Origin of the sequence: Mariluticola halotolerans, assembly GCF_021611515.1 — a bacterium.
GTDB lineage: Bacteria > Pseudomonadota > Alphaproteobacteria > Rhizobiales > Devosiaceae > Mariluticola > Mariluticola halotolerans.
Window position 1 is genome coordinate 3,038,189 of sequence record NZ_CP090960.1, and the last position, 24,279, is coordinate 3,062,467.

General features: G+C 52.3%; 24 protein-coding genes. 11 read left to right on the forward strand and 13 right to left on the reverse strand.

All coding sequences use genetic code 11. From position 1 onward, the window contains the following. Window positions 1–15 precede the first annotated feature (15 nt). The 6 genes from L1P08_RS14525 to L1P08_RS14550 all read left to right on the forward strand — a co-directional run bounded on the left by L1P08_RS14525 (window position 16) and on the right by L1P08_RS14550 (window position 5,627). The gene (locus L1P08_RS14525) at window positions 16–270 is read left to right on the forward strand and encodes a DUF2274 domain-containing protein (RefSeq protein ID WP_303617705.1); all 255 of its coding nucleotides are present in this window, start codon (window positions 16–18) and stop codon (window positions 268–270) included. Between the two features lies 1 nt (window position 271). Continuing rightward, window positions 272–580, forward strand: coding sequence for a DUF736 domain-containing protein (locus tag L1P08_RS14530; protein WP_303617706.1), 309 nt, complete (start codon window positions 272–274; stop codon window positions 578–580). Between the two features lie 294 nt (window positions 581–874). Next, window positions 875–2,209 carry an ImmA/IrrE family metallo-endopeptidase gene (locus tag L1P08_RS14535; RefSeq protein WP_303617707.1) on the forward strand — a complete coding sequence of 445 codons (1,335 nt, stop codon included), beginning with the start codon at window positions 875–877 and terminating at the stop codon, window positions 2,207–2,209. Window positions 2,210–2,281: 72 nt separating this feature from the next. Next, a complete protein-coding gene (locus tag L1P08_RS14540; RefSeq protein WP_303619590.1) occupies window positions 2,282–3,841 on the forward strand; it encodes an adenylosuccinate synthetase in 1,560 nt (519 codons plus the stop codon). After that, window positions 3,838–4,506 (forward strand): DUF7002 family protein, encoded by a 669-nt coding sequence (locus L1P08_RS14545; RefSeq protein ID WP_303617708.1) that lies wholly within the window; start codon window positions 3,838–3,840, stop codon window positions 4,504–4,506. The genes L1P08_RS14540 and L1P08_RS14545 overlap by 4 nt, the downstream gene beginning before the upstream one ends. Next, window positions 4,503–5,627 (forward strand): phage exclusion protein Lit family protein, encoded by a 1,125-nt coding sequence (locus tag L1P08_RS14550; protein WP_303617709.1) that lies wholly within the window; start codon window positions 4,503–4,505, stop codon window positions 5,625–5,627. Before L1P08_RS14545 ends, L1P08_RS14550 begins: the two co-directional genes overlap by 4 nt. A gap of 566 nt (window positions 5,628–6,193) precedes the next feature. On the opposite strand, the gene L1P08_RS14555 is transcribed toward L1P08_RS14550, so the two are convergent. The 4 genes from L1P08_RS14555 to L1P08_RS14570 all read right to left on the reverse strand — a co-directional run bounded on the left by L1P08_RS14555 (window position 6,194) and on the right by L1P08_RS14570 (window position 9,870). Beyond that, entirely contained in the window at window positions 6,194–7,450 is a 1,257-nt protein-coding gene (locus tag L1P08_RS14555; RefSeq protein WP_303617710.1) for a three-Cys-motif partner protein TcmP, read from the reverse strand. A gap of 94 nt (window positions 7,451–7,544) precedes the next feature. Then, window positions 7,545–8,321 carry a DUF5131 family protein gene (locus L1P08_RS14560; protein WP_303617711.1) on the reverse strand — a complete coding sequence of 259 codons (777 nt, stop codon included), beginning with the start codon at window positions 8,319–8,321 and terminating at the stop codon, window positions 7,545–7,547. A gap of 63 nt (window positions 8,322–8,384) precedes the next feature. Further along, window positions 8,385–8,588, reverse strand: coding sequence for a hypothetical protein (locus L1P08_RS14565; RefSeq protein ID WP_303617712.1), 204 nt, complete (start codon window positions 8,586–8,588; stop codon window positions 8,385–8,387). Between the two features lie 388 nt (window positions 8,589–8,976). Beyond that, a complete protein-coding gene (locus L1P08_RS14570) occupies window positions 8,977–9,870 on the reverse strand; it encodes a sulfotransferase domain-containing protein (protein WP_303617713.1) in 894 nt (297 codons plus the stop codon). A gap of 122 nt (window positions 9,871–9,992) precedes the next feature. Here L1P08_RS14570 and L1P08_RS14575 point away from each other — a divergent pair, with 122 nt between their 5' ends. Continuing rightward, window positions 9,993–10,886 (forward strand): LysR family transcriptional regulator, encoded by an 894-nt coding sequence (locus L1P08_RS14575; RefSeq protein ID WP_303617714.1) that lies wholly within the window; start codon window positions 9,993–9,995, stop codon window positions 10,884–10,886. Window positions 10,887–11,005: 119 nt separating this feature from the next. Here L1P08_RS14575 and L1P08_RS14580 read toward each other — a convergent pair whose 3' ends face one another. Continuing rightward, the gene (locus L1P08_RS14580; protein WP_303617715.1) at window positions 11,006–11,353 is read right to left on the reverse strand and encodes a putative quinol monooxygenase; all 348 of its coding nucleotides are present in this window, start codon (window positions 11,351–11,353) and stop codon (window positions 11,006–11,008) included. A 461-nt stretch (window positions 11,354–11,814) separates the two neighbouring features. Between L1P08_RS14580 and L1P08_RS14585 the strand changes: the two genes are divergently transcribed. Then, on the forward strand, window positions 11,815–12,195 hold the full coding sequence (locus tag L1P08_RS14585; protein WP_303617716.1) for a hypothetical protein: 381 nt from the start codon (window positions 11,815–11,817) through the stop codon (window positions 12,193–12,195). Between the two features lie 306 nt (window positions 12,196–12,501). Here the strand turns inward: L1P08_RS14585 and L1P08_RS14590 are convergent, their stop codons facing one another. Beyond that, window positions 12,502–12,702, reverse strand: coding sequence for a hypothetical protein (locus L1P08_RS14590; protein WP_303617717.1), 201 nt, complete (start codon window positions 12,700–12,702; stop codon window positions 12,502–12,504). Window positions 12,703–12,881: 179 nt separating this feature from the next. On the opposite strand from L1P08_RS14590, the gene L1P08_RS14595 reads away from it, so the two are divergent. Continuing rightward, window positions 12,882–13,514: a hypothetical protein gene (locus L1P08_RS14595; RefSeq protein WP_303617718.1), complete on the forward strand. Its 633-nt coding sequence runs from the start codon at window positions 12,882–12,884 to the stop codon at window positions 13,512–13,514. Between the two features lie 487 nt (window positions 13,515–14,001). After that, window positions 14,002–15,777, forward strand: a complete 1,776-nt coding sequence (locus L1P08_RS14600; protein ID WP_303617719.1) for a tetratricopeptide repeat protein — start codon at window positions 14,002–14,004, stop codon at window positions 15,775–15,777. Window positions 15,778–16,056: 279 nt separating this feature from the next. Here L1P08_RS14600 and L1P08_RS14605 read toward each other — a convergent pair whose 3' ends face one another. The 7 genes from L1P08_RS14605 to L1P08_RS14635 form a co-directional block, all read right to left on the reverse strand. Continuing rightward, entirely contained in the window at window positions 16,057–16,668 is a 612-nt protein-coding gene (locus tag L1P08_RS14605) for a flavin reductase family protein (RefSeq protein WP_303617720.1), read from the reverse strand. A 38-nt stretch (window positions 16,669–16,706) separates the two neighbouring features. Next, window positions 16,707–17,618 (reverse strand): 2-hydroxyacid dehydrogenase, encoded by a 912-nt coding sequence (locus L1P08_RS14610; protein WP_303617721.1) that lies wholly within the window; start codon window positions 17,616–17,618, stop codon window positions 16,707–16,709. A gap of 1 nt (window position 17,619) precedes the next feature. After that, on the reverse strand, window positions 17,620–19,131 hold the full coding sequence (locus L1P08_RS14615) for a tripartite tricarboxylate transporter permease (RefSeq protein ID WP_303617722.1): 1,512 nt from the start codon (window positions 19,129–19,131) through the stop codon (window positions 17,620–17,622). Window positions 19,132–19,133: 2 nt separating this feature from the next. Further along, a complete protein-coding gene (locus tag L1P08_RS14620; protein WP_303617723.1) occupies window positions 19,134–19,595 on the reverse strand; it encodes a tripartite tricarboxylate transporter TctB family protein in 462 nt (153 codons plus the stop codon). Beyond that, window positions 19,592–20,110: a LeuD/DmdB family oxidoreductase small subunit gene (locus L1P08_RS14625; protein WP_303617724.1), complete on the reverse strand. Its 519-nt coding sequence runs from the start codon at window positions 20,108–20,110 to the stop codon at window positions 19,592–19,594. Before L1P08_RS14625 ends, L1P08_RS14620 begins: the two co-directional genes overlap by 4 nt. A 92-nt stretch (window positions 20,111–20,202) precedes the next feature. Beyond that, the gene (locus tag L1P08_RS14630; protein ID WP_303617725.1) at window positions 20,203–21,168 is read right to left on the reverse strand and encodes a Bug family tripartite tricarboxylate transporter substrate binding protein; all 966 of its coding nucleotides are present in this window, start codon (window positions 21,166–21,168) and stop codon (window positions 20,203–20,205) included. Between the two features lie 142 nt (window positions 21,169–21,310). Continuing rightward, window positions 21,311–23,365 carry a 3-hydroxyacyl-CoA dehydrogenase NAD-binding domain-containing protein gene (locus L1P08_RS14635; protein ID WP_303617726.1) on the reverse strand — a complete coding sequence of 685 codons (2,055 nt, stop codon included), beginning with the start codon at window positions 23,363–23,365 and terminating at the stop codon, window positions 21,311–21,313. A gap of 140 nt (window positions 23,366–23,505) precedes the next feature. Between L1P08_RS14635 and L1P08_RS14640 the strand changes: the two genes are divergently transcribed. Next, window positions 23,506–24,267, forward strand: a complete 762-nt coding sequence (locus L1P08_RS14640; protein WP_303617727.1) for an enoyl-CoA hydratase-related protein — start codon at window positions 23,506–23,508, stop codon at window positions 24,265–24,267. Window positions 24,268–24,279 lie beyond the last annotated feature (12 nt).

Consider the following 24,279-nt stretch of genomic DNA (forward strand, 5'->3'; position numbering starts at 1 on the left):
GGAGATTCTTCAAAAATGCTCAAACTTGACAAACTCCCCGACCGCGCAACTGCCAAGATCAGCTTCACCGCCAGCGCGGACCTGAAATCTCTGCTCAACGATTACGCAGAAATCTATCGCCGCACCTATGGCAATAAAGAAGGCGTGCCCGAGCTCATCCCCTTCATGCTTGAAGCCTTCATTAATGCCGATCCCGGCTTCAAACGCGCACGCCGGGAACTGGAAGATGCGCGTCAATCCAAACCTGCGATTCAAACAAAGGAGGTCTGATATGGCCACAATAGGAAATTTTACGACCGGAAAGGAGGGTTATACCGGCACCATCCGCACCCTGACCGTCAACGTCAAAACCCGGATCGTTGCCAATGACGCAAAGAAAACCGAAGGCGCGCCGGATTTTCGGGTCTACGCAGGTCACGCTGAACTTGGCGCCGCGTGGAAAGCGCAATCCAAAGGCGATGAACCTCGCGACTATCTCAGCGTGTTGCTTGATGATCCGAGTTTTCCGGAGCCGATCAGGGCTGCGCTATTTGAGGAAGATGGCGCGGCCTATCTGGTGTGGAATCGAAGAGAGGGGTGAGTGGGCATGGGACTTGAGATAATTGGGCTGGATTTGGCCTCTCTTGGGCTGCCGAGATCGGCTCGGTGAGGCATTTTAAAGGCGGCCGTTGTCGATCAATCTCAATATTGGGCCGAAAGCGGGCATCCCTTGAGCTTGCGAAGTCGCCTAAGCTGCTTGCAGAAAGCAGCTGTTCGATAGAAATAACTGAGTTCACACTTTGTTCGACTTGGTTTAAAGTCTGCTTACGAGGGCAGAATACTCAATGCGTCTTCGCGCGGTCTGCGTGCCAAGGATTATTCTTATCGAGCCAACATGTTAAATGCTTATTCAATTAAATGGACCAACTCCTCGGTAAGGGCTTTTGCTAAGAACGCGGACCCGTTGACCGCGATAGAGGATGCAGCACGCTCGCTCGTTTTGAGAGCGCGCGAAAACGGTTGGGAAGGCCCACCGTTTAACCCACTTCACATCGCCGAAATGCTGGGGGTGCAGGTCGAGGCCAACTCAAACGTCGCCGACGCTCGATTGGTGGCGACAAAAAGCGGTCCGAAGATTGAGTTCAATCCTCAACAGCCACGAGAGCGGGTGCGATTCTCAATTGCGCACGAGATAGCGCACCTCCTCTTTCCCGATTGGTCGGAGCAGGTCCGAAACCGGGGTGGCGACAAGGCAGCGGATGACTGGCAACTGGAAATGCTGTGCAATCTGGCGGCTTCGGAGTTTGTGCTTCCGATTGGCAGCCTGTCGGCTGCATCGGACATTCCCTCGATTGAGGACTTGATGCGTCAGCGCCGTGAGTACGACGTCTCGGCGGAAGCCTTTCTTATTCGCTTAGCCAAAATATCCAACCAGCCTATCGGGATTTTTGTTTCTTCTCCAACTGTGGCCGATAACGGTAGGCGACGTTACAAGATTGACTATTTCGTTAGCTCACCGACTGCTCCAAAGGTTCCTCTTTCGGGAATGGTAATTCCCGATGAGAGCATTGTGCATCGCTGCACTGCTATTGGGCACACTGATCGCTCGGTCGAATCTTGGGTATTGGGCGTCCCAACACAGATCGAGTGTGTCGGGCTTACGGCTTATCCTGGAAGCGTTTACCCGCGTGTAGCAGGGTTGGTTAGATTCGACCAAGCTCAAGAAAATCACCTTCCGATACGCCAGATCCACGGAAGTGTTTTGGAGCCTCGCAACGGCGGCAAGAAGATCATCTGTCAGTTGGTCAACGACAAGGCCATCAAATGGGGAGGTGGTGTCGCGCGCAAAATTGCGAAGCGTTTCCCGGACGCGGAAGTGGCATATACTGAGAAAGTCATACAGGTTCCGCAGCGCGATCGGTTGGGACACGTAATATTTTCGGAAGCGGGCGAGGACATAACCATCGCAAGTCTCATCGGACAGGAAGGGTTCGGTCCATCGCTTTTCCCCCGAATTAGATATGCAGCATTGCAATCCTGTCTGGAACAAGTTGCTGATCATGCCGCATCCATTGGGGCAACCATTCATATGCCAAAGATAGGTACAGGGTCTGCAGGCGGCGATTGGTCAACGATAGAAGAGATGCTTGATGATGTGATGGTGCGTGCCGGCTTGTTTGTGACCATCTACGATATCCCGCCTAAGCGGGTGCAGCTCGAGTTGCTCTAATTGGCTTTCGGGAACGCAAAACTTCGTATTGTACTGCTTTCCGGTCCCATCTGTTCCGGCAAGTCAGCCTTGGTGCGGCTGCTCAAAGAAAAGCATGGCGCGAAGATTATCAAGACACGCGAACTAATTCTCAAAAAAGCCCCCAAGACCAGGCCCGAGCGCAAAGCTTTGCAACGGGCGGGGCAAAAACTCGATCGAGAAAATGGTGGAGCCTGGGTCGGAGAGGCCCTACAGCGTGCAATCGACGCTTATGCGATCGGACAGACACCAAAGGGTCTCTACGTAGTCGACTCGGTTCGCATCCTGGGTCAGATCGAGGCGATCCGAAGAGCATACGGCACCGAAGTCCATCACATCCACCTGACCGCTACAGACGACGAGTTGCGCAAGCGTTACGAAGCACGGAGCAGGGCGGATGACGAAGCGGTCACCTACGACGAGCTGAAGAAAAATCGGACTGAGCGCGACATTGATAAGCTCGCTGAGGTCGCAGATATCGTCGTCTCGACGGACCGTTGCAGTGAAGAAGCCGTGCTTGTTCGGGCCACCTCGCTTCTCAATCTTTATCCGCGGTCAAACGATGCCTTGGTCGATGTGCTGATTGGCGGTCAGTTCGGAAGCGAAGGCAAAGGGAACATCGTCGGCCACATCGCGCCGGAATACGATCTTCTAGTGCGAGTCGGCGGTCCGAATGCCGGTCATCAGGTTTATGCGGAACCTAAGCCAGAGAAATACTACCACCTCCCTTCCGGCACCCAGCGGGCTCCGAACGCGAAGCTGCTCCTTGGTCCAGGTGCTGTAATCTACCCCAAGAAGCTTCTTGAAGAGATCGCCGAGCATAAAGTTGACGCCGAGAGGCTCACCATTGATCCACGCGCGATGATTATCACCGATGCGGACCGCGAAGAGGAGGCGGAGCGGTTCGGCAGCATCAGCTCCACAGCGCAGGGCGTTGGCATTGCGTCCGCCCGTAAAATGACCGGTCGGTCGGACTACAAGGAAGAGAAAACGGCGTTTTTAGCCCGTGACTGCGAGGTTCTACAACCTTACTTGGGAAGCGCGCGACAGGTCTTGGCAGACGCGATGGTGGCTGGCCAGCGGATATTGCTCGAGGGTACGCAGGGCACTGGACTGAGCCTACACCACGGCGATTATCCTCATGTCACGACTAGGGATACCACTGTTTCCGGCTGTCTTGCTGATGCGGGCATCGCGCCATCGAACGTTCGTAAGGTCATCATGGTCTGTCGCACTTATCCGATCAGGGTAGGAGGGCCATCAGGTCCGATGGCTCATGAGGTCGATATGGCCGAAATCCATCGGCGGAGCGACATTCCGTTGGAGGAACTGGAGCGCAGTGAGCGGACGACCACCACCGACAGGCCGCGACGGATCGCGGAGTTCGACTGGCTGCAGTTTCGCGACTCTGTACAGCTAAATGGTCCAACTGACATCGCCCTGACTTTCGTCGATTATTTCGACGTAAACAATCGAGGGGCCTTTCGCTTTGAGCAGCTTTCTGACGAAACAATCAGTTTCGTGGGGGAGATTGAGAGAATATCGGGTCGGCCAGTTTCCTTGCTTTCGACGGATTTCAACTGGCGAAACGTTATAGACAGGAGAGCATGGTGACCGAAGGAGAACTTGAAGAACTAGTCGCGGACTGCCCGACGCTTTACCATATGGCTGAGCGAGGCTCATGGCCATCAATCAAAAAATATGGCCTGCTGAGTACCAGCGCACTCTTGGACCAATATGCAATCGAACCGCCAAGGCGGACCGAGATTGAAAGTCGGCATAGACCGGAAAGTGTCGAAGTTATAGGCGAAGGCCTGCCTCGTGCCGTTGTGCGCGACCAGATACCGATGAGCGATTCGGGGCTTCGTAGAGCTTTGCCTGCCCGCCTTTCCCCATCTGATTGGTACGAGTTGCTGAATGCTAAGGCCTTCTTTTGGCTATCTGAGAAACGTCTCCACAAGCTAACCAGTGCGAAAGCCTATCGCGACCAAGAGCACGATGTTCTTGAGATCGATACGAGATCTTTGATTGACGCGCATAGGGACTCAATCTGGCTCTGTCCAATCAATAGCGGATGCACGAAGCCGATGCCGCATCCGCGCGATGAGTCCATATTTTCCCGCATTTCGGACTATCCGTACGCGCATTGGAGAGAAAGACGTGGTCGTCAAGAGCGCGTGGTTGAATTGGCTGTTGATCATTCGATCGACGACATCCGAGAACATGTGAGGCGCGTTGTGGTCAAGCGAGGCACCGAGGTTTTGAGTGTTCTCGAATGACCCAGCGAAATGACGCTGCCCGTAATCTTTGGGTACAGATATTTAAAAGGGCTGCTGCCGATCCAAATTCGGCTTTACATGTGCCAGATAACGCGGATGAGGCGGCACAGCGTGAGCTGCTCACAAGTGCATTGGAAAAAGTAGGCTGGTCGGAAGTTGAAATCGCGTTCCTCCACAAGTCGGATGGCGTCCACAGCGATCTTGAGAACCCCAACAGCCCAGGTGTTGGTCCGGGCCTCGAGTATAGATTAAATGTACTCGCAGACCACGTTCGAAAGGTGATTTTAGAAACTGGTGAAACATCCCACGAGAAGCTCGAAGTCGCGATCGATCCTAAGGTTGGAGTTGCAGCATCACTCATCAACGTGATCATGACCGATCAAGGGATAATCTCGGTGAGTTCCTTCTTGTTCAGATGGTGCGGTCTGGTTGCACGAGCATATACCCGCACACTGAATGCTGGTGTTGCGCATTGGACTTCCAAAAAATCTGACCCGGCGACCGATCGAGGATTTCTTCTGAAGCATCCAAATCTCGTTCTCTATTGGTTTCGGATTTTTGTGTCTTTCTCCGGGACCGGTACGCACATCCTCGCACCCTACCGGCCGTCATCACCCGCGGAATTTCATCTATTTGAACAGGTTGCTTGGGCGATGGAGTATTTTACAATCGCACACGAGTTTGGCCATCATGTCCTCAATCATCGCAAAGTCGGTGATGACCCCAAGGCGCAGGAGTTCAAGGCTGACGCGTTTGCGGCGAAAGTCTGTGAACAACTTGAGTTCGAGCCGTTCCCACGTCTTTCGAACCCATACACAACGACGGGAGCTGGCGGGTCGCTGATGCTACTAGCCCTTGAGATTCTCCGCGCGTTTGAAGGTCCAGACAACGATGGCGACACGCATCCGTCTGCAAGCGACCGCGTCGCCAAGATATCAATGCGCAATCTTATGCGGCCAAAACAATTGGAGATGGATCGAGAATTCAACTCTGCCATTTCACGAATAATGAGTGCTGTTGGTGCCATCATGCGCGACGCCCTAAGTGCAGGTGGCGATGAACTCGTCGCCACGATTAGGCAGGGACTTCTTGACGCGGAGATGGAGTTGAGGAACTCGTAGCTTCACCCATGAAGTGCCGCTCCCGGTGGGCTCTGCCCGATTTTTATCTCGTGGGAGCGGCAAAGGACTGATTTTGTAGCGTTGCGGTGAGCGTGCTGTCGGCGAAAGTTCGCAAAGCGCCGAATGCAGCACAACACTTGGGCCCTCTTTTGCTATTCCAGCCAGTGCCCAGTATCCAAGGCGGCGTGCACATCAAACTAGTTTGTTCCAACAGCGGCCAATTCAAACTCTGGCTTTGACATGGATTTGACATTTCATATCTAATCCATTGATTTTATTGAACCTGTATCGGTATCATAATCCGCGTGTCGGGAGTTCAAGTCTCTCCTCCGCTACCACACACTTCGTGTGATTTTTCTTTTTCATTCAAATGGTTGATCGGTGGTTAGGTCTCGCGTCATGCGAACCTGTTTGCGCGTGGAGTGCCCGGGGTTGCATTCTGGGTGACAAGTGCGTGGGCTTGGATGCGAAGGGGTGGGGTAGTTGGTTAGCATTTAGAAGTAATTCGACAACCCCTATTAGATGGGATTTTGATATTCTATAAATTGTGTTTTGGTTCGAGCAGGCTACGGGATCTTGGAAAAGAATGAACGTTGCTGTGGCAGAATGATCTGATCAGAAATCTTGATCTCGGTGCTAGAACGTTTTGGACGTCCGTCTTTGTTGGAAATTTCAATTTCCCGTTCTTGGGCAAGCTTAGTCAGTGCTGAAAAAATGTGTTCGTTTCGTGCTGCAGTGCGGTTTCCAATTGCTGCCAGAAAGTCCTTCACATTGATCTGCTGATCAGAACTAGCAACTGAATGAAGTTCTCGTGGAAGCTCATTTTCTAGTTCGTTCTTTAGTTTGAGCAAGTCGTTTTCATTGAAATTGAATAGGCTGTTGCGAGATTCAAAATTCCGATAGTCGAAGCCTAGGTGGAATAAGCTGCCCTTGCCAATATGTGTAAACCTATTTTGTGTATCCCAATGAACGGACAGCATTTTGTCACGAGCAGCTTGGTGATGAGACATATGGGCCAACATCATCCATCGATTGTCGGTGTTCGACCATAGCATAAAGGGCGTAAAATATTGTGCACCGCTTCTACTGTGGATTTTGTTGATAAGCACCTGCTGGGTCACCGCGCGACCTAACTCGTCATCGTCCTTTTTTTCGTTCCAAAAAGCGACGAATTCCTCGTTTACACCAAACTGTTGATACAATTGCTCTGAAGAAGATTGCTCTCTTAGATAATTCAAGACTGCATCTATAGCGAAAGTCAGAAGTACTTCTGCGCGGTCGAGGTGCTTGAATATCGTTTGAATGGTGGTCATCGGGACGTCTTTATAGCCCTTTTGATCCAATACAAATATAGAACGTCCGACGCGTTGCTTTGATTTAATTGTTTGAATTATATCTGGTAGCGCTTTTTCAAAGCTGCTTGTTATAAAACTGATGTTGTTCTTGTTTTGATCCCAAAATTCTGACGACATGACCACCCGTTTCAAGCTTTCAACGTGGTCCCTGTTGATGTCGATAAATATGAACCTTGCATTCACTTTCAGTGGTTTAATGCGCTTTTCATTTAGACGCTCGGTGGCCTCTGAAACTGCTTGAAGCAAGAGTAGCGGGCTGCCCGGAACATGTTCCGTGCCATCAATATACAATCCGCCACCACAGAAACCATCTACCAATGTTATATTGAGATCGTCAGTCGCTGGGTTAGGAACGACCGTATCAAAATAAACATCGAGATAATTCTTAATGACTTCAAGTTTGCGTTTAGTGTGGGTTTCTATCGATGGTGCCGACCCGGCACCATCCCACCTAAATGGATTTTTCATAATGTGAGCCAACGCATTGCGCTATGATTTGTCAACACACTACGTTATCTTTTCAGCGGAATTGGTTGTGCCTTTCTGCTAAATGGCAGAAATGCTAAAGTGAAAGACTTGCGGGCATCTCGTTCCAAACTCGACCTTTGTATTCTCGACCGTTTGCCTTCTTTGAGCGCCTTTTATTGTCTTTGCCCCACGTGCCCCATTGCTTAAAGAAAAAGGCTACATCTTGCTGAAGGCACTGTTGAAAGATGTTGTCTATCCACTCTTCTTTAATCGGCCTAGCGCGATGGCCACTTTCCCCTCCAACAATAGCCCAATGGATTTTTGCCAAATCCACCCTTCCTACCGATCCTATTAACGGTTCGAACGAGATAAATCGGATTGCTGCAGGCACGGTGCGCAGGTCGTCAATTCGACTATTTACGTTTTCGTCTTCGACACTTGTGCCGAGCCATACATTCGCCAAGGGGGTTGGGAAGTTACGACCGATAATGTCTGCCATTCGATCAGGGCGCTTGGTCAATATTTGATAATTGTGATGCGGTGTTTCTTTCATTACTTGCCAGACATCTAAAATAAATGCCTCTGAAACGGCCTCATGGAATAGATCGCTCATTGAGTTTACAAATATTTTTCGAGGTTTTTTCCAGCTTTTGGGTGTATCCAGAGCGCTGCGATCTTCGCGGACAACGCCATTCCAAACTGTCCTTTTACCAGAACGTCTTGTGAGGCCTTTGTACTTATCAACTCCCATCGCTTCCAAACGCTTTGCCATTTGCATCGCGTAGCAGTTGGTGCAACCAGCTGATTGTATTTTGCATCCTGCAACTGGGTTCCAAGTTGCGTCTGTCCACTCAATTTGAGTTTCGGCCATGTTGATCTCTTTTCAAGAAAATGCCCAGTGAACCATCCTTGCCGCAAACTGGATAACATAGGATTAGCGCTTGTCAAAAACCGCTCTCGCCTCCTTCTCCCCGGCTGATCCCTTTACCCAGCTCCAAGGTGCGCGAGGTTTGTGCATCTTCGCCAGTTCAGGATGCTTCCTTGGGTCACGTGCCGCCGTACGCAGACGTTCGCGAGCTTCGCGTGGGTCGAGTTTCAGTTCGGTGCAGAGCTGTTTGAGGGTGATGGTGTTGGCCATTGATCGTCTCCTTTGTGGCTGGACGATCTATCCAATAAGACGACCAAAAGAGCCTTGTCAGGGACAACCCTAGATTAGCTGGACCTCAACTTAACGGTGGCGTCGATGCCTGTCCCAGGCCAATACTCGCCCCTTCGAGTATTGGATCCGCCGCGAATGCCTGGGCGCGTTCAACGGTGTCCCATTGAAAAATAATAGTTACGGAATTGCTGTCATCCATATCTACCAAGGTTTTTTATGCAGCTTTGCCGCGGCGACGGGGCGTCATCGAAAACGGATTTCTGTACCCTATGGTCGGCAACCTGATGCTGGGCGATCCTGATCAGTGACGATCTGAAAAGGACCGTGGGTGAAAGCGGCGTCTCTGACCGCCGCTCCAGACTACGGCTTACAACGTGCCGTTTTTGAGCCAGTTGGCGCAAGGCTCACCCAGTTCTGCGATAGCAATTTGCTCGTAACGTTCGCTTGTCGCCTGTGGCAGTGAGTCTTTCCAGCGCCCGTTTGTTCCTTTGTGAATGAAGGTTTTTGCACCGCCATCCCAGAATGCACCACCCAGTGGCACAGAATCTGCGGCATGGTTTTTCATGTAGTCGAATGAACAATGATGCAGGATTTTCTCCATCGTGTCGGGCGTCACCTCAATGTCGAGAAATGCGGCGATCTTGACAATCTGGTCAGGCAAATCATGCTTTAGATCTGCAAAGTGGATGAGCTTCACATTGGCCTGATCGCGCAGTTCCCACCAGCTGCGGACATTTTCCCAATAGGGCCAGAATGGCGCACCCTCATTGTCCAGCCAATGGGTGAAATACTCCGCAGCGCTTTCGGGGGGCGTTCCAATCTCGGGGCCGACGCGTCCAGGTGTGTTGTTGAGGGCGTCGTACCAACTGGCGTTCGCGTTGGTGTGGTGATTGTGCAGGGACCACATCACATCCCGGGCGTCGCGGCCGACATAGATGTATTTGACCTTTTCCGAGAAGACCAAGGCATCGACCGGTAAATGGGTTTTCAAGAACCGGCGATGGGTCTGTGCGGCAATTGCGGGAAGTTTAACCTCTTTCGGTGGCACACGAAGATCAACCCAGGGAGACATTTCCGAGACGGGCAAGTCCGTCTGCCCCTGAAAGATCAACTGGCTTACGATCTGCTGCATCCAGGATGTACCTGACTTTGCATAGGTCGCTATGACGATATCATCGTCACGAAAGTCGATATCGTTCCAGATCGTGCTATCCATATGGTGGTTGTGCATTTCGCGGGTTTTGATGGGCAATGTGGTCATTTGCTTTCTCCTAAATGTACTGCTTCACAAAGCGATGATGGCTCAAGCACCCATCGCCCGGTATCTACGTTCTTGCAGTTTGGTCAGGCTTCGTTGCAGAATGACATTCAGGGGAAGTGCTGATGCTGGATTGGAATGACATCAGGATATTTCTTGCGGTTGCGCGAGAAGGCTCTACCTTGGCGGCCTCGGGAAAATTGAACATCAACCAGACGACGGTTGGACGGCGTATGCAGGCGCTGGAAACGGCGCTGGGGCTGACGCTTTTTGAACGCGATACCAGGGGATACGCACTGACTGCCCAGGGCAGAAATATGCTTGAAGTGGCTGCAAGCATGGGTGAAGCCGCCGAAAGCGTCAAAACGAGGGCCACCCATCTTGGGAGGGCATCAAGCGGGAAAATACGCGTGACTGCTGCTCACTCCAGCATGGCGCATTGGATGCTTCCGATAATATCTGAGTATCGTAAAAACAACCCAGACGTTCAGTTTGAGGTGAATTCAGCTGAAAGCTACATATCGCTGGAAAATGGCGAGGCAGATGTTGCTTTGCGTGCAGCTGACAAAATTTCGGGCGACACATTAGTCGCCAGAAAACTTCCGCCCGTCAGATGGGGCATTTATTGTAGCAAGTCATATTTGGCCGCCAAGGGCATGCCGCGCTCCATCGAAGAGTTAAAGGAACACGCCTACCTGTGTTTCCCTGACGCGATGATGAAGGGGATCCAGGCTATGAGTTATGTAGATCAGCATTTGGATCGATCGAAAATTGCCGGCACCGTGGATTCTGTTGTATCCATGGCTGCATCGCTTCGCACTGAAGAGGCGGTTGGAGCGCTTCCCTGTGTCGAAGGCGATCAATTGTCCGAGCTTTTGATGTGTTTCACAGACAATGAAATGAAAAGCGGACTTTGGCTTGTTGCATCGAAGGAGGCGTACCAGGAACCGCGAGTACGCGAGTTTATGAAATTTGTTGGCGAAAAATTTCCGCGGGACGGCGGAAAGGCAAATTTCTAAATCAGTGACAAAGCCATTCGCACAGGGGCCAATGCTTCAAGGCTCTTCAAACAGGGCTTGGCCCGAGATTTGCCCGGGCCAAAAAAATTGATTTGCGAGGTGGATTACTTCCACACTTCTTAATCCGCGGATCGAATGATCGTGATCGTGGGCGGCCCGGCAACACCGGCATCTTTCATCCCTGCTTGAAGAACGGGTGACGCAAAATAGGCGTTCGCAGCAGGCACGTCTGTGAACCGATGCAAGACATAAACCATGTTCGGGTTTTCAATATCTCGAAGAACCTCTTCTTCCAGAACGCCGCCCGCCCTCTGTTCGTCAGCAAAACCATCATAGACAGTGCGCCATTGCGCATAGTCAACCACTGGATGGCTGGCAATCACCAGAATTGTTCCGTCTTGTGCGAACCCTGTAGATGGCAGCACAAAAAATAGCGCGGCCACTGCAACGCGTAATTTACTCATCATGGCATTTCTCCTGTTAGTGCGTAGGAGCCGAATATCGACACCCTAGCTCTAGGTTGCGCCGATGGAATGCAGTGCGATATTGGTTCAGATAGCTAACCGGGCTGCAAATTCGCAGGAAGTCTCGCTCGCCATGTAAATCCTTCCCGTCAATTCGCCGCCAAGCAGCAAAGGTCGGCTGAATTCTGAACGTCGATTATGACTGAAGCTGCCCTGTTTTTTCCGAAGCGGACATCGCCGAAAGATTCGAGAAGGCCGGTGATCCGGTTTTCTGAGATGGATGGGAAGAAATCTTGCAGATCTACATTGACCAGGCATTGATCGTCTCTTTTTGCTTGGGCGATTTATCCAATAAGATGGCCTCAGAAGACTTGTCAGGGAAAATCAAAACTGGTGCCTGTAGGATATTTTGCGCCGTGAAAAAATCTGCGATACCGTGATGTTTATTTAGATAGGATTTTTTGATGCGCCGTTTGTTATTGCTGTTAATTGCATTTTCTTTCCTGCCGACATCGGCATATGCGGGCTGTGGCGGTTACTACCCTACCAGCCAGCTTCCATACTGGGTTATGACCGTTACTTGTAAGGAGGTCATGGCCAAGATGAACCACAATAACGCTACCAAGATGGAAGCTGCGAGTTTGTTGCTGGCAGGCCAGACATATGCCGACCGCTGTAACATGAAGAAGGATTATGTTCGGGCATTTCAAATTATGACAGAGCTGGGTCACGCCTGCGCCATCAAACCTAAGCTTCGCGCATATGAGGCCAGGGCAGCGGCCGGCAGCGCCTATTATGCCAGCTTGTTGCGCAAACTTAAGAAGGCTGGCTTTTCCCTGAAGTGAAGTTCTCGGGCGGTTGGCAGTTGCATTGCTTCACCAGATCTGCCGCACGTCCGACAGGTGTGAATGCGACCCCAAAACCCGGCATTGGCACCCACCCGTCACCCAAATCAGGCAACCAAAGGTGGATGGCTTTTGCCGGGTCATGATCAGAAATTGATAGCAGCACTGGTGGCCTCGGTCTGAGGTTTCGAGAGCCCTCGGACCTAGTGGAGGGGCGGCTTGGCCATTCGGTGGTCCCCAAAGGCGCATGGTGAAGGATTATGACCTCGGCGACTGCACCGCTCGGGGCTACTGGCGAACATTTCATCATGTGCGAGTCACTGCGGCGATGGTATGCGCGCCGATGCGAATGTGCTTATTTACGCGCTTGGCGATGTAGAACACCTTCCCATCTGTGGCTGACGCACGCAGGTGCAGGCCGGGCAGCAAGGTGTCGTTCACTTCATAGCGTTTGCCGGTCGCAGTTGGCTGCGCGTCGATTGTTTTGGGTGTCAGCTTCTTCCTCATGCCGTCTAAAACAAGATGGCAATGTCCGCGTGTCAGGGTATGGTTTGGGGTGGGGGGCGAGGGTGAACGCGTATAATTGGAAATTAAATTCTTATAGTACAATTTGATTTTGGTATTGCGGACCTCAATTCTCTTTTGATTTTAAAGCCACTGAATTTTGCGACTTAAGGACAGCCGATATGAGCGAGCGTAGTGTTTTTTCTTCCATAGCCAATTTTGTCTTGATTGGCACTTTTGTTTCCATGATCGCTACCGGTGCCTGGGTCGCCAAAGACGTCTACACTGAAATGAACCGCCTCACAGCAAGTATATCTGAAGTTGATGGCAAGCTTTCAGCTATGAGAGATGAGGTATCAAAATTTGAGGCTTTGAAGGTCGACTTATCAGGCCTCGAAGGACGTCTCCAAGCGCAAGATCGTGCAATTGGAGCAGTTGAAGCTAGAGCGGAAACGGCGGTTTCTTTAGAAACCTCTAAACTTCAACAGCGCCTTGGTGACATTGAAACAGCGTTGGCAAACACGCCATCCGAGTCGCTTCCATCAGGATCAACCATACAAAATGTGCAGTGTCTTCCTTTGAACGTTCGGGTAACTGTCGAGGGCGGAAAGAGTTACGATTTCTGTGAGAGCACATGGACATTGCAAGTTGCGGATGTGCAAAGCGCAGGAATTGTGTTTGGGCACAGCTTTTACAATGCGCCCACAACGATCACATCGTTTGAAGATCGTAAATGTAAGCTTCAAGTTCTGGAAATCCTGAATGGCGACACCAAAAACCCCCTGGCGGCCGTACGCGGGATTTGTGAAACTTAAAAAGAAAAGCGACGCGTTACTACCATCGTCTGATGCGTGTTGAGCTAAGCTGCCTTGAGTTGTTGAAAATATCTGAGCGGCAAGCTTTTGGGTTTCACTTGGGGTTCAAAGCGGCCGCGCTTGAATGCGTCAGGTTGAGCGACGTTGAAACAGATTGGGGCGTTAATCTTAAATGCGATCAATCATTAGACGCAACAGCATGAGCAGGTAAGGGGTGCTCCGCTGGATTTCCTAGCCTCAATGATAATCCGCGTGTCGGGAGTTCAAGTCTCTCCTCCGCTACGACACTTCATGTGATTTCAGTTTTTATTCTAATGGTTGGATTTTGCGATGTGTTCCATGCCATGCGATGCCAAATTGAGAATTGAAATAGGGTAGGGGCCATGGCAATCTGCTGCCTTTAGTTAAATCATCTGGGCGTTGGATTGTTTTCGGTGCCTTATTAAAAAATCTAATGCGTGTGGTCGCGCTTTCTGAGGAGCCGTCTATGCGGATTGTTAGTTCATTTATTTACTTGCTTGGTGGAATTGTTCTTCTTGCTGGATATCCAGCAATTGCTCAATCGATGACCGCCGACGAAACGATATGTGAGAGCAACGGCAATAATGTTGAGGCCTGCGCGCGCGCAGGAGATCATTACAATGCCTTGTATTACGAAGAAATCCGCGAAAAAACAGCGACAGAACGCAAGTCGCGTGCTGTAGAGCTATACATTAGGGCGTGCGAAGGTGGGCACGCAAAAAGTTGTGATGATGCAAGCAACAATCTGCCCTTACCAGAAAAAGTCCAAAAATATAAATTACTGATAAAGTCGTGCGAACTCGGCTATGCGAGAAATTGCTATGCTTTAGGTAGAGATTATGAAACTGGCATCTTTAATGTAGCTCAAGATAAGGCGCGCGCCCTAGAGTTGTATATAATGGCGTGTGAAGGTGGACATGCTGAGGCCTGCCCAAAGATCGATGAACTAAAAAGCAATTTGATTTCCGATAAATCTATTTCAAATACCTCTAACACAGAAGCAAAAATTGATATTATCGCTCCGGAGATAATTGCAGAAGCAAATGCGATCGCACTTCAGAACTTTGGTGCGGAGATATTTGGCCCAGACGGGACATTTCGCATAGGAGAAATATTGATAGGATCACCTGCTTTCCTTCATGGAATGAACACAGGTGATAAATTCCTAGAAACAATATTTGTTTATACGGCTGGAACCGAAGGCCTCCAGGGTTCCTGTGCTGACGCGCTGTGTGCAAAGGAACTTTTTGAAGACCCTAATGTAAGAAAGCTTGGCTTCAGTTTTGGGAGCGTTCCAGATTCTGACACAGGAATTTACACGCGTTTTAGAAATTATCGGTATGGGGGCGGCTCCGATGTCGATACGTTTTTTGTAAATCCACAGTCGTACGATCATCCAAATTCATTTGGCCTTCCCCTTTCGCAGTTTCCAGCGTCCCAGGACCCTGACATCTGGCAAAAATATTTAGTGTTCAATGCCTTTGGGCTTGTCATGAATGACAGCTCAAACGTCATTGAATACGTTGCGCCATTGTCCCCCGCTTACTTTGGAGGCTTTAAGGCAGGGGAAGCGATAACCCAGATAGAGGCAAATGCAATCAGAAGCCTCGGTGATTTATCTCTCCAGGCACTTTCCATGATTGGGAGCACTGAATTCGTACGGGTTAAAATGGAAGGTGATAATGGCGGCTTCTATCGGCAAATATTCATTGCAGGTGGACTTCTGCCTATCAAGGCTGGATACGCTCCGGAATTTGATCCAGAGGATCCCACATATGCAAGCCTCATCGTTAAAATGAGAGGCATGCAAGAGGAACAACAAGCTTCCAGCAGAAAGAACAGGGCTATTTTAAATGCTCTTCAAGGTCTCGCACAGGGCGGCGGCAGTATTTCAGCAACTGTATCCGCGCTCGGCGAGCTAATTGATGAAACAGAAAAAGCTGATTACGAAGCATATTATGCCCGATCCAGAGGTTATGCTTTGGAGGGCAAGATTTGTACAACGAAGCCGTCAGTAATATTTTGCTATAACACCTCTGATAATGTAACCAACTATTTTGGAGGTGGTTTCTTCCAGACGAACACTACAATTACCAACCATTGCCCTGAAGCGTGTGCTGGCCATAGTGGGTTCTGCGACACGGAATCTGGGGATAGGTATTTTAGCGTTAGAGATGCCGAACTTGCTAATTGCCGAGTAGCGACAAGTGATGAGTTGGAACCATTCCTTAAAGTAGACTAGCCTCGGGATGTGCCCACAAGTTTGTAATTATCAATGTGGGAAATATCTTAAGCCCTATTCGCAAATTGGATTCCAATAGATTGGCCTTTGTTTCGGTCTTTTCGTGTGCCCCTTTGTCCCAATGTTGACCGGAACGGCACCGGGGAGGTGTCGGGCCTACGACAATGCGACGAGCGGGTGGTGTTGATGTTGGCTATGCGTGACGTCCGTACGCAAAGCCAACCCTCACCCGTTCTGGCGACGGTTTGTTGGGATGGGCGATTGCGGTGGTGCTTTCGGCTAGTGATTGAAGACGAAGGCCGGGGGGACGATGCTGAACACTTCGGTGACCTCGGAGTAATCGCGATAGCCCAGTCTGGCGATGGTGCGGGCTTTGACGATGTCAAACAGGCCGTCCGTCAGGTAATCTTCATTGATATAGACGCCGACAACCTGACCGATGATCATTGCGCGGTCCGTGGGGGCTCCGTCGAGGCCGGTGAGTGGCACCGATTGCAGCACTTTGCACTCCAGCGCGGCGGGGGCATCCTTGACGCGTGGGGCGGCGACGCGCTTGCTGGGGGCAGCTTCGATTTCGGCGAATTCGAACTCGTTCACGTCTGCGTCGACCACTGTCGAGGTCTTGTTGATTTTGTCCGCCATGGGGCGGGTGGCCAGGTTCACGACAAACTCACCGGTGGCGATTGCGTTGACGGCGCTGTGTTTCATGCCTTCGGTGGCAAAGCAAACCATTGGCGGCTTGCCGCAGACAGCGTTGAAAAAGCTGTATGGCGCAAGATTGATGTTGCCCTCTTTGTCGACTGTTGAAATCCAGCCGATCGGGCGCGGGGCGACGATTGCTCTGAAGGGATCGTGGGGAAGGCCGTGGCCATTTTCAGGTTCGTAGTACATAAAAATTTCCTGTCAGGTTGGACACGCGGGCGCGATTTTTAGCTGCCCTGGTTTTTGTAAAAGGCCGAAATGGTCTGCTCGAGAAGGTGAGCCATGTCATTTCTGGTTTGTGTCGTCACGGCTGCGTAATGGGGCTGAAGAACGACATTCTCGAGCGCGAAAAAGCGTGGATTGATATCGGGCTCGCCCAGAAATACATCCAGTCCCGCGCCGGCTATGGTTTGCGCTTCAAGGGCGTCGAGCAGCGCTTCTTCGTCGACAACCGTGCCGCGCGATATGTTGACAAGATAGCCATTCGGGCCGAGCGCGCGCAGGACCTCAGCATTCACCAGTCCCTCGGTTGAGGGGGAGGCGGGGCAGGCGAGCGTGAGCACGTCAACGGCTTCAGCCATTTGTGCCAGATCAGCGTAATAGCGATAGTCGACGTCGTCTTTTTTCCGCGGGCCGTAATAGCTTACGTCCATGCCAAGCGCTGATGCACGCCGGGCAATGGTTTTGCCGATCTTGCCAAGCCCGGCAATGCCGAGTTTGGCATTGAATACCCGCCTTGAAGGCGTCATGCGTTCCGATTTCCACTTGCCGGCCCGCACAAAGCGGTCTGCTTCTGCGACCCGGCGCAGGGTGGCGTACATCAAGGAGATTGCGGTATCCGCTGTGTCATCGGTTACGGCATCAGGGGTGTGCTGAAGGGTTATGCCGCGCCGTTCCGCTTCAGCCAGGTCGATCTTGTCGACGCCAGCGCCATTGCAGGCCAGCAGTTCAAGATCGGGCAGGGCGGCCATCTCGGCCGAATTCAAGCCCATGATGCTTGTTGTGACGGCCACGGAAAAGCCGGGCAAAACCGCGCCCGCTTCCGGACGTTTGTCGACAAGGTCATAGTCGTGTGAAAGCCGGGCACGCAATTCAGGCGGAATTGGTGCAACGACCAGCAACTGGTGCCGCTTTGACATTTTATACCTCAGATGAGTTTGTCGGCTTTTTGCGCGGCCGCAGCATGGTGAAGACGCTATAGGCCAGCAGACATGCCGCGATAGCCAGGAACACCGCGCTGATCGGGCGTTCCCAGAAAATATCGAACTGTCCGCGCGACATGAGCAATGCACGCTTGAAGTGTTCTTCCATCAACGGGCCGAGGATGAAACCGAGCAATAACGGTGCTGCCGGATACCCGAACTTGTTCATGAAGAAGCCGATCACGCCGAAAAGCATGACCATGTAGATGTCAAAGACCTGATAGTGGACAGAATAGACACCGATGGCGATGAAGAACAACATGGCCGGATAAAGGATCTGATAAGGGATTGAGAGCATACGCACCCAAATGCCAATCAGGGGCAGGTTCAACACCAAAAGCATGATGTTGCCGATCCAGAAGCTTGCGACCAGACCCCAGAAAATAACCGGCTGTTCGATGATAAACTGCGGCCCTGGAACGATGCCGTGAATAAGCATGGCACCCAGCATGAAGGCCATCAGCGCGTCGCCGGGAATGCCAAGGCTGAGGGTTGGGATAAATGCGGTTTGGACCGATGCGTTGTTTGCCGCTTCCGGCGCGGCCACGCCTTCAATCGCGCCCTTGCCAAAGCGTGACGGGTCCTTGGCTGCCTTCTTTTCAACGGCATAGGACATAAAGGTTGCAACCACAGCGCCGGAGCCGGGCAGGGCACCAATGCCGGCACCAATGAAGGTGCCGCGCAAAATGGGTTTTACCATTTGCTTGAGCTCTGCCCGCGATGGCAGCATCGTGCGGAAGTTGATTTTTCTGGCGTCGATTTTTTCAGGCCGCTTGCCGCCAATGCTGTTGAGAATTTCGGCAACCCCGAACAGGCCCATGGCAACGGATACCAGGCTGATGCCATCGGTCAGTTCGATCCGGTTGAATGTAAAGCGCATCGTGCCGGTATTCAGATCCGAACCGATGAGCCCGATCGCCAGACCGGCGGCCATCATGGCAAGGCTTTTCAGCTGAGATCCGGGCGCAATTGTTGAAGCGGCGATAAGGCCCAACAACATGATCATGAAATATTCAGCCGACGAAAAACGCAGAGCAAACTGCGCCAGCATCGGCGTGAACATCATCATCAGCACGATAGCGATGGAGCCACCGATGAACGAGGACATCATGGCGGTGAACAAGGCGACACCGGCGCGGCCCTGTTTTGTCATGGGATTGCCGTCAAGGGCGGTTACCGCCGCTGTGACCGTGCCTGGCACGTTCAGCAGGATCGAGGCGATTGAGCCGCCATACTGCGCGCCATAAAATATGCCTGCGAGCATGATCAGCGCGACTGTGGGATCAAGATAATAGGTAAACGGCAGGCACAACGCGACCGCTGCGAGCGCACCCACGCCCGGCAATACCCCAACAAAGGTGCCAATCGTTACACCCAGAAAACAGAACAAGAGCGCATCGGGAGAAACTGCCCGTTGAAAGCCAAGCGCGATATCGGCAAAAATGTCCATTGTCACCACCAGAACGCAGAAATGGAGAGTCTGAAGACAATCCCGAAAAACAAATATCCCAACGCGGCAATGCTGGCCGCGGTCAGGAACCGTGCTTTCCAACTCACGGTTGAATCACCAGTCATGGCGATGAAAATAAGCAAAAATGTCGCCGGGATTGCCCCAAGCGGATCAATGAGCGTTGCGAACGCTCCAAGGCCAATGGCGATAGCGATTACCGGTTTCCATGGCAGGTTTGGGTTGGCGGTTTCGCTCGAGCGCGTCTCAAAGATAATGCCAATGGCGAACACGACCAGCGCCGCGCCGACTGTCACGGGAAAAAATCCCGCGCCCATCTGGCGCAATGTGCCGAAACCGTATCCAAAGCCCTGCCAGATCATGTAAGCGCCAATCAGCGCCAGAACGGCTGCGGTCGCGCTTTCCCAGATATTGAATTTTCGTTGTTTTTCGACGCTCTGGGTCATGCAATGTCTGCCTGTGATAGTCGTTGCCTCAGGGCATCTGCAAGATTTCCTGCCTGCCAAACCTCAATCATCTGGGCGGCAAAAGGTCTGTATTGCAGCGTGTTTTCTGCGCCGGCCTTTGCCACTATTCCTGTTGCCAGGTCCGTGCGTATTTCATCGCCTTCTTCGACAAAGTCAGAAATGCCGGGGCAGGGAATAATGGGCAGGCCCACATTGAGCGCCTTGCGCACAAACGCTGAGTCACAGCTCTCCACCAGAACGGCGGCAATGCCCGATTCCTTCATTGCGACGCAGGCATGGGGATGGCTGTGATGGCCAAAATTGCGGCCTGCAACGATGATGTCGCCGGGCTGCACTTTTTGCGGGAAATCCGGCATTATCGTTGCGAAGCACATCGCCTTGAGTGCCGGTATATCGAAGGTGCCCAGGTTGGGCACTTGAGAGTATTGGATAATTCCGTCATCGGCGCTGATATTATCGCCAAATTTCCAGACCCGACCTTGTATCTTGGTCATTTCGTTCCCGCCAGGCAGTGTGTGTTTGGATCTATAGCGTACAAGTTCGGGGCCGCCGTGGACATGGCGACCCCGTTGTTTTGGATCAGTTTTTACTGCTTTTCGAGACCAGCACTGTCAATCAGACCAAGCATGCGCTCGGAATCGGTTGCCAGCAGCTCACCAAAACCGGTGTTGGTCATGTAGTTTACCTCGACACCGCGTTCCGCAAGGCGTTCTGCGATTTCTGGCATTGCCAGCGCTTCGCCAATAACGTCGCTGAGTTTGGCGACTACGTCGTCAGGTGTGCCGGCGGGTGCTGAAATGCCGTACCAGGTGCTCATTTCAAAACCGTTGAAACCAAGCTCTTCCATGGTGGGAACGTCTGGCAGTTTTGCGGAGCGTTTACCAGCAGCCACACCCAGGGCAATCAAATCGCCGGATTCAAAATGCGGCATGAGGGGCGGGGCGTTCAAGAAGCCCATGTCAACATTGCCGCCGAGCATGTCAGCGACAGCCGGTGCGGCGCCTTTATAGGGAATGTGCACCATTTTCGTGCCGGTTTCGAGCTGGAAGAACACGCTGGAGAGATGCGGAAGGCTGCCATTGCCAACAGAGGCAAAGCTGACCACGTCATCACCCTCTTTAGCTTTTGCAACCAATTGCTCAACTGAGGTGATGCCAGAATCCTTGTTCACAGCGAGAACGTTGGGAACCAGCGCGACTGTTGCAACAGGCGTGAAATCCTTGATGCCGTCGTAGTTCACACTTTGCAGCGCGGGGACCACGATGTGCGTGGGGGAACCCGCGATGAGCAAAGTGTATCCGTCCGCTGGCGATTCAGCGACAGCGGTCGCGGCGATCGCGGTGGCGGCACCTGTGCGGTTTTCCACTACAACTGGCTGGCCAAGCAGGCTGCTCATGCCTTCGGCAAGCGTGCGGCTGATCAAATCAGCAGGGCCACCAGCAGAATATGGATTAATCAGTGTGATCGGCTTGCTGGGAAACTCTTGCGCGATAGCAGGAGCTACGGCAAGCGTCAGTGCGGTAGCAAGGCTTAGAGCTGCAGTTATTTTCATGTATTCCTCCCTAGAAGTTATCTCGCAAAAACTGCAAAGAGATGAGCTTGCGAAACTTATAATGTTTATAAGCTAGCTTAATGGCCTTTGTAAAGTCATACCCCGCAGGTTGTTGGGTGAAAGCGGGTGTTTCCCGAGGGTTTTACGGTCTTTTTGATGCATCCAGGACTGCTGAAATATTGGGAGCCGCCTTCGCTGTCGGGCCGCTCGCTGCAATGAGTTCATCAATTCCGGCGCTGATATCGTCTTGCGGCTGGTGTGCAGCCCAATGCAGCGGGCCGCCTTTTAACGAAGGGAAACCGTAACCATAAACGAGTGTGAGGTCGACGTCAGCAGGTCGTTCAGCGACACGTTCGTCCAGCACATGGCAAGCTTCGTTGATAATTGCGCTCAGCAAGCGGCGCTGAATTTCTTCGTGTGTAAACGCGCGGCGTTCAATACCTTTTTCATGGGATGCCGCCAAGACAAGTTCATGAACTTCCGGGTCTGGCTGTGCCTTACCTGACTGATAGTCATACCAGCCTTTTCCGGTCTTGCGGCCAAACCGGCCTTGCTCACAAAGCTGATCGGGTATCGATACGTAGCGGGCGTTATCCGGGCGGGTTGCTGCCAGACGCTGGCGATTTGCCCAGGCAATGTCGAGCCCCGCCAGATCAAATACCTCGAAGGGACCCATTGCCATGCCAAAGGCGCGCATTGCCTCGTCCACGTCGTGGGGCAGGCAGCCTTCCTCGAGGAGGAATTCACATTGTGCACGATAGGCGGCAAATATGCGGTTGCCAATGAAGCCATCGCCTACCCTCGCGATAACAGGCACCTTGCCCAGCTTCCGGCACAGGCGCAAAAGTGTTGCGATGACGTCAGGGGCGGTTTTGTCGGCCCGTATGACTTCCACCAGTTTCATGATGTTGGCGGGATTGAAGAAGTGCAATCCAGCAAATCGCGATGGATCGCTGACCGCGCCCCCCATTTCATTGAGGTCGAGATATGAGGTGTTGCTTGCAAGAATTGCGTCTTTGGAAACCACCCGGTCAATTTCGGCAAACAAGGCCTTTTTTGCGGTCATGTCTTCGGTAATCGCTTCAATGATCAGGTCGCAGTTTGCGAGGTCCGGGATTGCACCGAAACTGATGTTGCCGGTCAACTGCTCAGTGGCGGTAATTCGCCCGCGCTTGAGCATGTAGCTGGCTTGGCTGGATATCGCAGCTTTCGCGCTTTCGACGACTTCGGCAATGGGTTCAACAAGCACAGTGGTGAACCCGTGACCAGCAAATGCCAGTGCTATGCCTGTGCCCATGCGGCCGCCGCCAACGATGCCGACCTTCTGGATTTTTTTGGCCTGCGACCCGGCTGGTGGCTTGGCTGCGGCGCGCTCGGCAAAGAACAAGTGCTGTAATGCCTGCGCTTGTGGCTGGCGCCTGAGATGCAAAGAGGTATTGCGCTCGGCGGTCAGGGCGATGTCGGCGGCTGCATCGGCAGATTTTATGGCATCAATGGCTGCCATCACCGCAATTGCGCCACGCGCCGCCTTCAGCGCTGCCTTTTCTGCCGCCGCGACACCCTCTTCGTCGGGTTGTGGCAATGTGCGTTGACGGAGCAGGTTTTTTTCTGCGCCATCAGCAATGTATTGCAAGGCATCTGCGACAGGGTTCTGGTTTGAAATTGCGTCGACCATCCCAAGATCAAGGGCTTCGGCGGATTTGACACGTATACCGCCGGTGATGAGTTCTATTGCCTTGGCAACGCCAACAAGACGCGGGAGGCGGAATGTGCCGCCGGCGCCGGGAATGAGGCCAAGTGTCACCTCGGGCAGACCAACCATTGATTGCGGCGAAGCGATCCGGCCATCACAGCCAAGCGCCAGTTCATAACCACCGCCAAGGGCCGCGCCATCGATTGCTGCGATCACAGGTTTGTCGAATGCCTCGATTGCCGCGATGACCTCGGGCAAATGGGGGGCGACGGGTTCGCTGCCAAATTCCTTGATGTCGGAGCCGGCAACAAAATTGCCGTTTGCACCCGTCAATACCACACCCTTCAGGTCTGTGGCTTTTGACAGCGCCTCAAATGCATCCAGCAGATCCTGCCTGACTTTCGCCGAGCCTGCATTCACCGGAGGGTTGTCGATCGTTACGATCGCGGCCGTGCCGCCGTTTGGCAGGTCTTCAAAAACTGTGGACACCGTGGAATCAGGCATTCTTTACTCTCATTTTTCCCAAGCCAACGCGTTGGTTTTGGCCATTTAGGGTTTACAATAGATCATAAACCTAGCTTAATGAAGTTATGGCGCGAGTCAATTCCCGATGCCACCTGAATTTTGCCTGTGTGAGGAAATAAATGAGTCTTTTGGTAGAAAAATCTGACGGCATTGCCCGCATAACTTTGGATCGTTTGCCGGTGAATGCGCTGACCTTGCAATTGTACGAAGACATTGGCGATCTTTTTGAAGAAATGGCGGACTGGAGCGATATCAATGTCGCTATTTTGACTGGTGCGGGAAATCGCGCATTCTGCGCGGGGCTCGATCTGAAAGAGTTTCTTGCGGCGACTGTCGAGGAAGATCCGCATCGTGCCAAAATTGTGCGGCGGACTTTCAGTGCGGTGCGTCATGCTGTGATCCCCACCATTGCTGCGGTCAACGGGCCGGCATTGGGGGCGGGCTGCGTGTTGTCCTCTGTGTGCGACATCCGGATTGCGGCCGATCACGCTACATTCGGGTTGCCGGAAATCAATGTGGGGCGGTGCGGGGCGACGGCCCATATGGGACGTCACTTGCCGCAGGGACTGCTGCGACAGATGTTTTTTACCGGTGAGCCAATTGACGCCAATGAAGCCTACCGGGTGGGGTTTGTGCAAAAGGTGGTGCCGGCATCCGAGTTGATGGCTGCCTCCATGACGCTTGCGGAAAAGATCGCAAAAAAGGCGCCGCTTGGCCTGCGTGTTGGCAAGAAGGCGCTCAACGAGGTTGAGTTCATGCAAGTGGAAGAGGGGTATGAACGCGAACAGTCATACAGCACCCAGCTAATGCATACCGAAGATGCGCGGGAAGCGACCCGGGCGGTCGTGGAAAAGCGTGCGCCGGTATTCCAGGGTAAATGATTTAGCCTGTCA